General features: G+C 70.2%; 12 protein-coding genes. 10 read left to right on the top strand and 2 right to left on the bottom strand.

From position 1 onward, the window contains the following. The first annotated feature begins 269 nt into the window (after positions 1-269). The 4 genes from ACIBK6_RS22395 (at position 270) to ACIBK6_RS22380 (ending at position 4235) form a co-directional block, all read left to right on the top strand. A complete protein-coding gene (locus ACIBK6_RS22395; protein ID WP_399053064.1) occupies positions 270-1079 on the top strand; it encodes an SDR family NAD(P)-dependent oxidoreductase in 810 nt (269 codons plus the stop codon). Between the two features lie 52 nt (positions 1080-1131). Beyond that, the gene (locus ACIBK6_RS22390; RefSeq protein WP_373300991.1) at positions 1132-1206 is read left to right on the top strand and encodes a 50S ribosomal protein bL37; all 75 of its coding nucleotides are present in this window, start codon (positions 1132-1134) and stop codon (positions 1204-1206) included. Positions 1207-1303: 97 nt separating this feature from the next. After that, positions 1304-2095 carry a GNAT family N-acetyltransferase gene (locus ACIBK6_RS22385; protein ID WP_399053063.1) on the top strand — a complete coding sequence of 264 codons (792 nt, stop codon included), beginning with the start codon at positions 1304-1306 and terminating at the stop codon, positions 2093-2095. A 154-nt stretch (positions 2096-2249) separates the two neighbouring features. Next, positions 2250-4235 (top strand): APC family permease, encoded by a 1986-nt coding sequence (locus ACIBK6_RS22380; RefSeq protein ID WP_399053279.1) that lies wholly within the window; start codon positions 2250-2252, stop codon positions 4233-4235. Positions 4236-4262: 27 nt separating this feature from the next. On the opposite strand, the gene ACIBK6_RS22375 is transcribed toward ACIBK6_RS22380, so the two are convergent. Beyond that, entirely contained in the window at positions 4263-5516 is a 1254-nt protein-coding gene (locus tag ACIBK6_RS22375; RefSeq protein ID WP_399053062.1) for a serine hydrolase domain-containing protein, read from the bottom strand. A 455-nt stretch (positions 5517-5971) separates the two neighbouring features. Here ACIBK6_RS22375 and ACIBK6_RS22370 point away from each other — a divergent pair, with 455 nt between their 5' ends. The 3 genes from ACIBK6_RS22370 to ACIBK6_RS22360 all read left to right on the top strand — a co-directional run bounded on the left by ACIBK6_RS22370 (position 5972) and on the right by ACIBK6_RS22360 (position 11167). Continuing rightward, complete coding sequence (locus ACIBK6_RS22370) at positions 5972-6298, top strand: CU044_2847 family protein (RefSeq protein ID WP_399053061.1); 327 nt, start codon at positions 5972-5974, stop codon at positions 6296-6298. After that, positions 6271-10578, top strand: coding sequence for a trypsin-like peptidase domain-containing protein (locus ACIBK6_RS22365; protein ID WP_399053060.1), 4308 nt, complete (start codon positions 6271-6273; stop codon positions 10576-10578). The genes ACIBK6_RS22370 and ACIBK6_RS22365 overlap by 28 nt, the downstream gene beginning before the upstream one ends. A gap of 118 nt (positions 10579-10696) precedes the next feature. Continuing rightward, complete coding sequence (locus ACIBK6_RS22360; protein WP_399053059.1) at positions 10697-11167, top strand: hypothetical protein; 471 nt, start codon at positions 10697-10699, stop codon at positions 11165-11167. A gap of 223 nt (positions 11168-11390) precedes the next feature. On the opposite strand, the gene ACIBK6_RS22355 is transcribed toward ACIBK6_RS22360, so the two are convergent. Then, entirely contained in the window at positions 11391-11744 is a 354-nt protein-coding gene (locus ACIBK6_RS22355; RefSeq protein WP_399053058.1) for a zinc ribbon domain-containing protein YjdM, read from the bottom strand. A gap of 173 nt (positions 11745-11917) precedes the next feature. On the opposite strand from ACIBK6_RS22355, the gene ACIBK6_RS22350 reads away from it, so the two are divergent. The 3 genes from ACIBK6_RS22350 to ACIBK6_RS22340 are packed head-to-tail and all read left to right on the top strand — an operon-like array spanning position 11918 to position 13042. Next, the gene (locus ACIBK6_RS22350; protein ID WP_399053278.1) at positions 11918-12169 is read left to right on the top strand and encodes a ribbon-helix-helix protein, CopG family; all 252 of its coding nucleotides are present in this window, start codon (positions 11918-11920) and stop codon (positions 12167-12169) included. Continuing rightward, complete coding sequence (locus tag ACIBK6_RS22345) at positions 12166-12543, top strand: toxin Doc (protein WP_399053277.1); 378 nt, start codon at positions 12166-12168, stop codon at positions 12541-12543. Before ACIBK6_RS22350 ends, ACIBK6_RS22345 begins: the two co-directional genes overlap by 4 nt. 34 nt (positions 12544-12577) lie before the next feature. Further along, on the top strand, positions 12578-13042 hold the full coding sequence (locus ACIBK6_RS22340) for a hypothetical protein (RefSeq protein ID WP_399053057.1): 465 nt from the start codon (positions 12578-12580) through the stop codon (positions 13040-13042). Positions 13043-13271: the final 229 nt, after the last annotated feature.

The following is a 13271-nucleotide window of genomic DNA, read 5'->3' as shown; positions in this document are numbered from 1 at the left end:
CCTCGTCAAGGACTGCGCGGTTCTCTTGAGCCGCCCCCCGCAAGGCAGTTGCATAGGACGCGTGAACAGCAGTCTGCGCCATGACGACCGGCCGCCGAATACGGCGCCCCCGGTAGTGCGCGCTGTTCTCGTGCCGGCTCTCTGAGCCGCGCCCCCTGCGCCGTACGCCGCCGTCGCGCCCACGCCCGGCGGCGTACGCGCGTCTCCTTCCCGCACGCCCCCGCCACGAATCCGGGCGGTTTCGGCGTACCCACACCCAGGAACTCCTCATGACTTCTGCACCCCTGACCGGCCGTACCGTCCTCATCACCGGAGCCACCTCCGGCATCGGATACGAGACGGCACGCCTGCTCGGCGAGCGCGGCGCCACCGTGCTCGTGCACGGCCGCACCACCGATGAGGCCCAGGCCGCCACCGACCGCCTCATCGCCACGGCGGGTGTCGAGGCCGGTCAACTCTGCGCGTACGCCGCCGACTTCAGCCGACTCGAAGAGGTCGAGGAGCTCGCCCACCGGGTCGTGACGAACCACCCGCACCTGGACGTCCTCGTCAACAACGCGGGCATGGCCGCCCCCGAGCGGCACACCATCACCGCCGACGGCAACGAGATCGCCTTCCAGGTCAACTTCCTCGCCCACTACCTCCTCACCTGCCTCCTGGAGCCGGCGCTCACCAGCAACCCCGGCGGCCGCGTCGTCAACGTGTCGTCCTCACTGCACCGCACCGGCAACATCCAGTGGAGCGACCCCAACCGCTCCCGGCGCTACTCCCGCCTCGCCGCCTACGCCCAGTCCCAGCTGGCGCTGACCGTCTTCGCCGCCGACCCGCGCGTGACCGCCGTCTCCGTCCACCCCGGCATCTGCGACACCGCCCTTCTGCCGCTGTACGCACACGAGGGCGCCAGCGCCGCCGAAGGCGCCACCCACGTCGCACGCCTCTGCGACCCGGCCACCGAGATCGTCAACGGTGCCTACTACGACCGCGACCAGCACGTCGACCCGGCACCCGCCGCGACCGAGAACCGCTCCGTGCAGCGCCTCAACAAGCTCGCGTCCCTGCTCGTCGGCCACACCGCCTGAAGAACCCCCTCTCAAGCACCCCGCCAATCACCCCCTGAAGGAGCCACCACCCATGTCCAAGCGCGCCCGCAAGAAGAGGGACCGCCGCAAGAAGAAGGCGAACCACGGCAGCAAGGCCAGTTGCTGAGCGGACTTGCCGAAGTCCGGCGGACTGAACCCGAGCGACCTGAACGCCGGGTTCAGTCCCCCACTCCGTACCCCACGACCGAATCAGGTGACCCGACGTGCTCATCGATCTCCCCTCGCACCAACTCCCGGCCCACCTGCGCTGGTTCCCCGCCGGGACCGCCGGGCCGACCGCGCTGGCGGAGCACGTCCTCGCCACCCGGGTCGGCCGTCTCTGGGCGGACCACCCCGACCACCCGCGTGCGATCGCCGCCGCCTGCGCCGGCCATGTGCTGCTGTGCGGCGACCCGGGCGCCCTCGACCCGGCCTCGCTGGCCCCGCTCGCCGACCGCTACGTGCTGGCCCCGGACCGCTTCCTGCCGGCGCTCGGCTCGGCCTTCGACCGGGTCGTGCCATGGGAGCGGATGGTGTACGTACGCCGTGAAAAGCCGACCTCCCGGCCGCAGCCGCCGCGCGGCGTGACCGTGCGCCGCCTCGTCGCCACCGACGCCCTCGCGCTCGCATCACTGGACGTCAACTCCGCGTGGATCCACGACAGTTGGGGCGGTGCCGCCGGGCTCGCCGGGTCCGGGCACGCCTGGGGCGCCTTCCACAAGGACCACCTGCTCGCCGTCGCCTGCACCTACTTCCTCGGCAGCCGCTACGAGGACATCGCCGTCGTCACCCTCCCGGAACACCGCCGCGAGCAACTCGCCCTCAGCTGCGTCCTCGCGCTCTGCGCGGATGTCGAGGCCCGCGGCCGCACCGCCAGTTGGACCTGTTCCCGCCACCACCGCGCCAGCCGCCTCCTCGCCTGGAACGCCGGCTTCCGCCTGGAACGGGAGTACGTCCACTACGCGACCGGCGGCGTGGCCGCGAAATGGCTCACGGGCACCCGCGTCGCGGCCTGAGCGCGGTCTCGAATAGGGTACTTCGTCCTGAATTTGCCCCAAGACGCCGGGAACCTTGACGGCTTCTTAACGGCCACTCCCCGTCAGCTGTTCATACGCTCGCGCCGTGTTCAACGTGACTGGCGTCATCAAGCGCCTGGTGATCGGCCGCGCCATGCGCAGCGAGGAGCTGGGCGAGACCCTGCTGCCCAAGCGGCTGGCCCTGCCGATCTTCGCCTCCGACCCGCTGTCCTCCGTGGCGTACGCGACGCAGGAGATCCTGCTCGTACTGACCCTGGGCGGTCTGGCCTACCTCCACTTCGCGCCATGGATCGCGGCCGGGGTCGTCGCGCTGATGGCGGTGGTGGTGCTCTCCTACCGCCAGGTCGTCCACGCCTACCCGAGCGGCGGCGGGTCGTACGAAGTGGTGTCCACCAACCTGGGCCCGTCGGCCGGTCTGGTGGTGGCCGCGTCCCTGCTCGTCGACTACGTGATGACGGTGGCGGTGTCGGTCGCCTCCGGCGTCGACAACATCATCTCTGCGATACCCGCCCTGGCCGGGCACAGGGTGCTGCTCGCCCTCGGCTTCGTGGCGATCCTGACCGCGATGAACCTGCGCGGCGTGCGCGAGTCCGGCCGCGCCTTCGCCGCCCCCACCTACCTCTTCATCGGCGGCGTGATCATCATGGTCGCCACGGGCCTCATCCGGTACGTCCTCGGGGACGCGCCGGTCGCCGAGTCGGCGGCGTACGGGATCACCCCCGACAAGTCCGCCTCGCATCTCACCGGTCTCGCCCTGCTGATGCTGGTGCTGCGCGCCTTCTCCAGCGGCTGTACGGCGCTGACCGGTGTGGAGGCGATCTCCAACGGCGTGCCCGCCTTCCGCAAACCGAAGTCGAAGAACGCGGCGGGCACCATGGCGGCGATGGGGATCATCGCGGTCGTCATGTTCGTCGGCGTCACGGCGCTCGCACTGATCGCGAAGGTCCATATCACCGAGAACTCCTGCCAGTTGACGGGCATCGGCGGCGGCTGCGACAGCTTCACGCAGAAGACCGTCATCGCCCAGCTGGCCTCGGCGGTGTTCGGCGGCGACCACAGCATCGGCTTCTTCGTCATCCAGGCCGCCACCGCGCTGGTCCTGATCCTGGCCGCGAACACCGCCTTCAACGGCTTCCCGCTGCTCTCCTCGATCCTGGCCCAGCACCGCTACCTGCCGCGCCAGCTGCACAACCGGGGCGACCGGCTCGCCTTCTCCAACGGCATCCTGGCCCTCGCGGTCGTCGCGGGCGTGCTGCTGTGGACGTACAAGGCGGATGTCACAAGCCTCATCCACCTCTACATCCTCGGTGTGTTCACCTCCTTCACGCTCTCCCAGCTCGGCATGGTCCGGCACTGGAACCGCGCCCTGCGCACCGAATCCGATCCGGCCACCCGCCGTCGCCACCAGTCGGCCCGGATCATCAACGCCCTCGGCGCGTGCGTCACCGCGCTGGTGCTGGTCATCGTGCTGATCACCAAGTTCACCCAGGGCGCCTGGCTGGCGGTGCTCGCCGCGATCGTGCTGTGGCTGATGATGCGCGGTATCCGCCGCCACTACGACCGCACGGCCACGGAGCTGGCCGTCGAGGACCCGCGCGCGGAACTCGTACCGCCGTCAAGGGTGTTGGGGGTGGTCCTGGTCTCCACCATCCACAAGCCGACCCTGCGGGCCCTGGCCTACGCCCGCGCGTTCAAGCCGCACCGCCTGGAGGCGCTGACCGTCGCCGTCGACAAGGACGAGACGGCGGACCTGCAACAGCGCTGGCAGGACCTCGACGTGGACGTACCGCTGAAGGTGCTGGCCTCGCCCTACCGCGAGATCACCAGGCCGGTCGTCGAATACGTCCGCACCATGCGCCGCGAGAGTCCCCGGGACGTGGTCGCCGTCTTCATCCCCGAGTACGTCGTGGGCCACTGGTGGGAGAACCTGCTGCACAACCAGTCCGCCCTGTGGCTCAAGAGCCGGCTGCTCTTCACCTCCGGTGTCATGGTCACCAGCGTCCCCTGGCAGCTCACCTCCGCCGCCCGCGCCGACCACCCGGCCGCCCGTGCCCCCGGCTCGGTGCGTCGCGGCGAACCGACCGCGCCGCGACGGGAGGACACCGCACCCCGACCGTGATGAGCCCGCCCACCCGGCGGGCCGCCGTCACCGGGTGGGCGACGGGGAGACCGGCGAGGGGGTCGGCCGGGGCTCCACGGCCGGCAGGTTGAACACGTGCCCGGGGGTCACGATGCGGGTGACCGCCTGACCGAAGAGGGTGCTGGGCTCCGTGGTGTTGTGCAGCATGTCCGTGTTGAGGACCACGGTCACCGTCGCCTTCGCTTCGGGAAGGTAGATGGTGAGGCACTCGTACCCGGGTAGTGAGCCGTTGTGGCCGATCCAGCCCTGGATGTTGAAGATGCCCAGACCGTAGCCCGCGCCCGGAATGCCCGTCGGGAGGGTCTTGAGCCGCTCGGCCTGCGTCTTGGGGGACAGCAGTGTGCCGGTGGCGAGAGTGCTGGCCCAACTGCGCAGGTCCGACAGGTCGGAGATCATCGCTCCGGCCGCCCAGCCCCAGGAGGGGTTCCAGTCCGTGGCGTCCTCGACCTTTCCGGAGAGGGTCTGGTTGGTATAGCCGTGGGCGTGCGGGCTGGGGAATTCGTTCCCGGTCGGGAAGAGGGTGTGGGGCAGCCCGGCCGGCTTCACGACCTTCTGCGTGATGAAGTCGTTCAGCGGCATGCCACCCGCCTTCTCCACGACCAGGCCGAGCAGGATCAGATTGGTGTTGCAGTAGTCGAACTTCTGGCCGGGCTGGAACTGCACCGGGTGCTTGAAGGCGAAGGCCAGCAACTGCTGCGGCGTGAAGGGTTTTTTCGGGTCCGTCATCAATGCCTTGTCGAAGCCCGGGTCCGCGGAGTAGTTGAACAGCCCGCTGCGCATCTCCGCCAGGTCGCGCAGGGTGATCTTGTCTCCGTTGGGAACTCCCGTGACGTACTTCGAGATCGGATCGTCCAGACCCACCTTGCCCTGGTCGACCAGTTCGAGCAGGGCGGTCACGGTGAAGGTCTTGGTCACGCTGCCGATCCGCATGTTCAGATCCGGCGCCATGGGGGCGCCGGTGGCCTTGTCGGCGACGCCGAAGGACCGGAGGTAGTTCCCCTTGCCGGGCGCCGACACACTGACCGTCACACCGGGCACATTCGCTTCCTTCATGACCTGCCGGATGGCGGTGTCCAGGCGCGCGGCGACCGCCGGGCTGAGCTCGGCGAAACCGGTGCCGCTGGAGCTCGACGCGGAAGGGGACGGCCCCGGGGGCGGTGTGACACCGTACGCGCTTCCCACGGACGCCGGTACGGCCAGCAGCGCGGCCGCAGTCAGTCCCACGCACGCCCTGCGCCAATGGACCTGTGAGTACCTCATGGGCAGGCCTCCTGCCGGACGAGGAACCCGGACGACGACGCCCGGGTGAGGACATCAATCCTGTTCCACGCTAGGCCCGCCGGGCCGCACCCGCATGGCGGCGCCCGGGTTGCGGATCCCGCGAGAGCGTGCAGCGGTCAGTCGCCCCCGGTCACGGCTTTGAGCTCGTGGAGAGCCTCTCGGACGCGTTGCCCGACGTCCTGCTCGTTGGATACCTCGATCCAGCGCGCTGCCCCGCGAGCTCATGGGGTGGCAGCCGACACGTCCGGGACTCATCGGCGATCTCGACCAGGGCCGCTGCTTCCGCGATCCGTCCGCCTGATCCACCGCGAACGAAGTTCACCGATTGCTCAGCCGCCTCAGCAAGCTCCCCCTACCATGACCGTACAGCGACAACTAAGGTCAACTCGACGTTCATCAAGGCAACTTGACGGAGAGTCAGGGAGGTCGGCCGCGTGTATCTGAATGTGCCCTTCGAGAATGGTGGGACGGTCCTTGTCGAGCTGTCCGAAGCGGAGGGCTCCGGGGTCGTCCGGGCGAGCCGTGGTGAGGGGCTGATCCAGGCATCGGCCGACACCTTCGAGGCGGGCCTCGCTCAAGTCCGGCACGTCGCCGGGGCATTGCTGGAGCGGCTGACCGATCTGCCCCGGAGCCCCGACCGCATCCGGGCCGAGTTCGGGATCAGCCTCACGGCCGAGGTGGGGCTGGTCGTGGCCAAGGGCTCCGGCGACGCACACATCGTGCTGGAACTGGAGTGGAGCCGCGACAAGAGCGACGAGTGAGCCGGCCGGCCGGGTCGAGCCCGCCGCGCTGGGAACGCGGTACGGCACGGGTCCTCCACCAGGGGCGGCCCGTAGGCGTCGCGTTCTTGATCCCCGGAAACCTGCTGATCACCTGTGCTCACGTCGTCTCAGCCATCGCAGGCACCCCGGACGACCAGCCCCTGCCCGCGGATTTTCCCGTGACCATCGACTTCCCGCTCGCCCTCGGTCGTCCTGAGGCCGAGGCCAGAGTGCACTTCAGCACACCGGTGGCCGCCGACAACAGCGGGGACGTGGCCGTACTGCGACTCGTCGGCCAACCGCCGGGTGACACCGTGCCGATGCGGGTTCTGGAAGCCGAGGACCTGGCCGGGCACCGCTGGCGCGCCTTCGGCTTCCCGACGTACCAGGGGCCGCAGGGCAGCAAGGACGCCGGGATCTGGACGCACGGCACCATCGAAGGCCGTGAGGGAACCGGCTGGTGGCAGCTTACGTGCGACGAGCAGGCGGGATTTCCACTGGCCGGAGGCTTCAGCGGGGCACCCGTGTGGGACGAGGAGCACCGTGGCGTGATCGGCGTCGTCGTCGCCGTCGAGCGGGACGCGCGGCGTCGTACCGGCTACGCGCTGACCGTGGAATCACTCGCGCGCGAGTGGCCGCAGCTGCGCTCACGGCTACTCGCCGGGAGCCCCTTTCGCGAGCTGTGGCCGTTCACCGAGCGCGACAGCGACGTGTTCTACGGGCGTGCCAACGAGACGCGCCGGCTGGTGGAGCTCCTCGAAGAGCAGCAGGTGCCGGTGCTGCCGGTGTTCGGCGCATCCGGCGTCGGCAAGTCCTCGTTGATCGGCGCAGGTCTACTGGCCGGAACCGGTGACAGCACCTTTCTGACCGCGCGAGTGCCGCACGGGCTGAGGCTGACCGCCGAGGAGTTGCTGGCCTGGGCGCTGGCCTCCGCGGGTGACGCGGACACACGGGCGGCCGATTGGCATGCCCGCTGGTCGGCCCTCGCCCGCCAGTTGGCCGACGAGCGCGGGTTGCGCGCCGCGGTGGAGCGAACGCTGGCCCGCCACCGGGGCCGCTCAAGGCTGCTGTTGGTGGTGGACCAGTTCGAGACACTGCTCGCGGATGCCCCGGAGACCGCACGCCGGCTCGACACCATGCTGGGGGTGCTGTCCGCGCGCCGCGCCGACGGAAGCCGGCCGGCTCAGGCAGTGGTTGTCGCACGGATCGACTTCCTGCCGCAGATTGAGCGGTTCCCCGTCCTGTCCGGTGCTTGGGAGGCGACCCACGTCGTCGTGCCTCCGATGACGCGCGAGCAGTTGCGCGAGGCCATCACTCGGCCACTGGAGCGGTACGGGGGCATCCGGTACGCGGACGGGCTCGTCGAGCAGTTGGTGCGCGACAGCCCGCCCGGCGCGGCCGCGCTGCCCATGCTGGAGTACACCCTGAGCCAGCTGTGGGCGCGGCAGGAGCGCGGCTTCCTCACCGCCACCGCCTACCAGGAGCTCGGCGGCGTCGAGGGAGCACTGGTCGGAAACGCGGAGCGCACCCTGTGGGGGCGGGCGGACAGCTCCGAACACCAGGCGCTGGAAAGGATCTTCATCCAGCTGGTCCGTCCCGGTGAGCGGCTGGACGCCGGGGAGCGCGGCCCCGACACCCGCCGGGTGGCCGACCGTGCCCAGTTCTCCGAGCACGAGTGGTCGCTGGTCCACCGGCTGGCCAGCACCCGGCTGGTCGTCGTGACGCGCCGCCCGACCGGTCTGGATACCGTGGAACTCGCCCATCAGGCGCTGGTGGAGAGCTGGCCGCGGCTGCAGACCTGGGTGGAGCGCAACCGCGAGTTCCGCACCTGGCAGGAGGAGCTGCGGCGCGCGGTACGCACCTGGCAGGAGCAGGGCCGGCCGCCCGCGCTCGCCCTGGACCGGCACCGGATCGCCGAGGCACGGCGGTGGCTCGGCATCCGAGCCGCCGAAATCCCCTCTGCGGAGCGGGAGTTCATCGAGTACGGGCAGCGCGTACGGGCCCGTCATCGGCGGCGGCGCGGCTTCCGCTACCTGGCGCTCTGCCTGGCACTGACGGCAGCCTCGCTGGCAGGCGTCGTCGCGGTCCAGCAGCATCGCAACAGCACGGTCCAGCAGCGCACCAACCTTTCGCACCGGCTCGTCGCCGAGGCCACCGCACTTGCCTCCTCCCAGCCCAATCTCGCCAAGCAACTCAGCATCGCCGCCTACCGCCTGGCCTCGACCAGGGAGACCTTCGACGCTCTGTCGGCCGGTGTGCCGCTGCCCGGGACCATCACCGCGCCCGGCGCCGGCGCCGTGAGCGCCGGAGGCGGTCTGCTCGGCATCGCCGCAGGAGAGACGGTGCGTCTGTGGGGTCTCGACGATCACGCCGACCGCGCCCGGCTGAGCGTCGACGGCGGATGCACGAGCGTCGCGCTCACTGCGGATGGGCACTTGCTGGCAACCGGGTCCGGCCACGGCAGGGTTGAGCTGTGGGACATCGGGCACCCCGCTCAACCCCGGCGGGTAGCCGATCTGGCCGGTGGGCCAGGTCCCGTCCACAGCCTGGCCTTCGCCGCAAGCGGTCGGGTGCTGGCCGGTGCGGGCTGGGACGGGAGCATCCGGGTCTGGCAGCTGACCGACCCGGCGCATCCGCGGCCCGCCCCGGTCCTCGACGGCAACACCGCGCACGCCACGGGCGTGGCTGTCAGTCCGGACGGGCTCCGGGTGGCCGGGGCGGGGTCGGACCAGAGCGTGCGCCTGTGGGACCTGTCCGATGTCGGCCACCCGACGGTCCTGGCGCGGCTGACGCTCCCCCGGCAGGCGCGGGCAGTCGCGTTCGACTCGACGGGTCACACCCTCGCGGCGGCCGTCGACGACGGCTCCGTACACCTGTGGGACGTCACCGACCCGCGCGCCCCGCACTCGCTGCCCGGGCTCTCCGCGCGTGGTGCGCCGCTGGCCGCGCTGGCGTTCAGCCCCAGGGGAAGGACACTCGCGGCTACCGAGGTGGCGGCCTCCCCCGGGAGCACCTTCCTGTGGGACGTCTCCGCATCCGCACAACCGGTGCCCCTGCCCTCGCTGGACGGCGGCAACACCGCACTGGCCTTCACGCCCGACGGCCGGACTCTGGTCACGCTCAACCAGTCGGTCGGCGCCATTCGGGCCGCCAACGACGAGGTCCGCCTTTCGGACATCGGCGGTGGCCCGGTGCGGTCGGCCACGGCCACCATCACCTCACCCAGCAACTCCAAGCTCGGCGAAGTTCCGAGCGCGGCCATCACCCCCGACGGCCGCCTCCTGGCGACAGGCATGGTGGACCAAGTCGATCTGTGGGACCTCGGCACGCCCGAGGAGCCACGCCTGATGGCCAGTCTGCCGGGCAGCGGAGCCGCAGTGGCGCTGTGGGGACATGTGCTCGCGGTCGGCGCGAACGGCAGCGTGACGCTCTGGGATCTCACCGACCCCCGCCACCCTTCCAGACTCAGCTCGGTCCACCCCTGGAGCAGCGCGTCGTCCCGCGCGTACACCATGGCCTTCAGCCCCGACGGGCGGCTGCTCACCGTGGCCTTCTATCCCGACGACCGGCCGCGTGTCCTTTCTGTCGCGGATCCGGCTCACCCCTCCGTGCTGACCGCGCTGGCCGTATACGGGGGCGGGATTCCGGACGCGAGCTTCGGGCCCCAGGGCACCGTGCTCTCGCTGAGCGAAGGAGCCATGTCGGACAACAGCGCCTTGCGCAGTGGGCTCTGGGACGTGAGCGACCCGTCCCACCCTGCCCCGGCGACGACACTGATGGCCCGGCTCGGCCCGGTCACCGCGACTGCGCTGTCACCCCGCACACCGCTCCTCGCCGCTGCGAGCCCGGACGGCGCGGTCAGCCTGTGGGATATCGGCCGACTCCGTACTCCCCAGCGGCTGGGCACCGTCCCCGGTGCCACGACCAGGCTCCCGTACCTGCGATTCAGCCCCGACGGCTCAGCCCTGGCCGGAATCGATGACCGCGGCGGAATCCATCTCTGGGACGTCTCCACCCCCAACCGGATCACTCTGGCCGGGGACTTCCCCGCGCAGACGGACAAATGGGAGAACACCGTTCAGCTCACCACCGCGCTCGCGGGGAGAGGCCGGCTCGTCGTCAGCAGCGGCACGGCGGGAACCACCGCGATCAGCGACACCAGCCCCGAATTGCTCACCAAACGCCTTTGCTCAGCTGTCGGCGACCCGCTCAGCACCTCCCAATGGCACCGGTACGTACCCGAGGCCGGCTTTTCCGCCCCCTGTGATCCCCACAGATAGCGCCTTCGCGCATACCCGAATCCGTAAAGGAGTCACCGTGGTTCTGCTCCCGCTCCCACGTCGTAGCGCACCCAGGCAGCTCCGGCTTCGCCGACCGGCCGCGATCGTTTCGGCGGCAGTGACAGCCGCCGTCCTGACAGCCGGCTGCTCCCACGACAGCCCCACGTCGACGCCAACTCCCCCCGCCACACGCCCTGTTCCGGTCGGCACACCCAGCGGCACACCGTCCCGCGCGGGACTGGCCGACATCTCCCTCTTCGCCGGACACTGGATAGGCCACGGAAACTGGCTCACGATCAACCGGGACGGCTCGTTCGAGGTCGGCGCCCGCGTCTACAAGGACTGCGCTCAGGTTCCACAACCATGCGACACGATGTCGGGCGGCATGATCACCGACGGCTACCACGCCTCGGGCACGCTCACCGGCGTGAACGGCACCACTGCCACCAGCCAGGTGGCTGACACCAATGATCCGAACTGGCTTCCCACGGGCGCGCTCACCATGACGCTCGACGTCGCAACGGACAGCATCTCCACCGGACGCATCAACTACTGCGGCCCGAAGGCCCCCAGTCACGTCTGCTATTGACGTCCCCGTGCCCGAGCGGCCCCCCGTCACATGACGAGCACGGTGCCACGTGCCACCCGGGCATCGATCGGTCGATCAGACGCCGATACCGCCGGTGTTGTGCTCGGCCGCGTCGCCCTCGGCCGCCGCAGACCGGTCAGCGGAGGGCGCCTCTGTCGCAATTTTCGGCCCGAGCCGCTGACCGGGATCCGGCTCATCGCCGAGCCGTGAGCACGCGGGGAGGTCAGGCCTTCTTGACCACGCTGGACTTGAGCTGCATGGAGCCGAACCCGTCGATCTTGCAGTCGATGTCGTGGCCGTCGACGCCGTCCACGAGACGGATGTTGCGCACCTTGGTACCGGCCTTGATGCCGGTCGGGCTGCCCTTGACCTTCAGGGTCTTGACCACCGTGACCGTGTCGCCGTCGGCGAGTACGTTGCCGACCGAGTCCCTGATCACCCCGGCTTCGGCACCGTCCGCGGCCTCGGCAGCCGCAGGGGTCCACTCGTGGCCGCACTCGGGACAGATCAGGAGCGCGCCCATCTCGTAGGTGTACGCGCTGGAGCATTCGGGGCAGGAGGGCAGGTTTTCGGCCATCCGGCGACCCTCTCACGCCGACTGCCGGAATCGCAAAATTCTGCAATTCACCACATGTCGTGCCGCGTTGCGCCCCTGGGCAGCCGGGGGCGCAGCACTGCCCATCGTGGCCACGTTCCAGCCATCGCGTCCGGCGCGCCTCCGTGCTGTACAGCCTGCTGTACGGTCGGAACATGGCGTCGAAACCTGTGACGATCCGGGTCCCCGAGGAACTCCACGCGCGGCTTCAGGAGCGTGCCGAGGCCGAGGGCACCACGGTGACCGCGCTCATCACCGAGGCGGCGACCAACGCGGTGCGCGATCCCCGCCTCGAAAGCGCGGCCGAGGTGTTCCGCGCGTTCGTCGCGGACAACGCCGACGCGTTCGACGCGGCCTTCCCCGACGACGCCCCCGACCGGCTGGACGCTCCGGGACGGGCCGCCTGACCGTGGAGCTCCACATCGACATCCGGTGGCTTCTGGAGCGCCAGGCGGAGGTCCTGCCCAAGGCACCCGTCGTCCACGACTTCAGCTGTCTGGTGGCAGCGGTCGGACGCCATCGCGTCAATACTCCGAAGGTCGGTGCGGTCGTCGACAACGCGTGGCGCGCGGCCGCGCTCATGCACGCCATCATCCGGCTGCGCCCGCTCCCGGGCCGCAACGCCTTGTTCGGCGCCGGCCTCGTCGCGGCGTACCTGAACGCCGCCGACGAAGACATCGACCCGCCGTACCGCGCGCTGATCGACCTGGCCCGTGACATCGACGCCGGGCGGGCCGACGCGTACGACGCGGCCGACCGCATCCGCTCCTGGCGGATCTGACGACCTGGACCGAACTGCTGGAGGGGATTCCGCCGTGGCCGACGCAGAGGTGCCGAAGGATCCGGCCGAGATCGTCCGGGCGCGGTACGCGCTCTACGTGGAGACGCTCCGGGCCCGGATGCCCCAGGAGCAGTTCGACCTCCTGATGGAGGTCATCCGTGAGTACGTGAAGGCCGGCGGCGGGCGGTTCCGCCTCGACCTGGAACCGCGGGAGAGGGCGCTGTTCACCGAGGAAGTGCAGCAGGAACTGCTCAACCTCCTCGGCCTGATCGGCGCGATGCAGCCCGGCCACGAGGACCGGGCCGACCACGTCGTCGCCCGCCTCGGTGACGGCGAGCACGCCAAGGGCGCGATGTCGCTGGTCCCCCCGGACGTCGCCGACGACCCGGACAAGCTGCGCGCGATGCGGGACAGGCTCGATGCCCAGCAGCATCAGCGGCAGCAGGACGAGCAGGCAGTGGAGGGCATCGCCCGCGCGAGCGGCATGACCGACGACTGACCGGGTGCCGGTCTACCCGGTCAGAGCCGTCGTCATCCGCTACGACGAGCGCGGATACGTCTTCCTCAGCACCGTCACCCCTGCCGCACTCTTCATCCGGTTCCGCTCGTGATCGAGGAGACAGGGAGACAAGGCCCTAGTAGGACTCCGTTAGGTCTGTCTCGATCTTGGGGTCCTGCTGGGCAGGGGTTGTTGGCAGGTGGTGCAGATGCCGGTCCAGCACCTCAGG

The organism is Streptomyces sp. NPDC050485 (genome assembly GCF_044458185.1).
Classification (GTDB): Bacteria; Actinomycetota; Actinomycetes; order Streptomycetales; family Streptomycetaceae; genus Streptomyces.
Note: the sequence above shows the minus strand (reverse complement) of the source record. Positions and strands in the feature narration are given on the sequence as shown.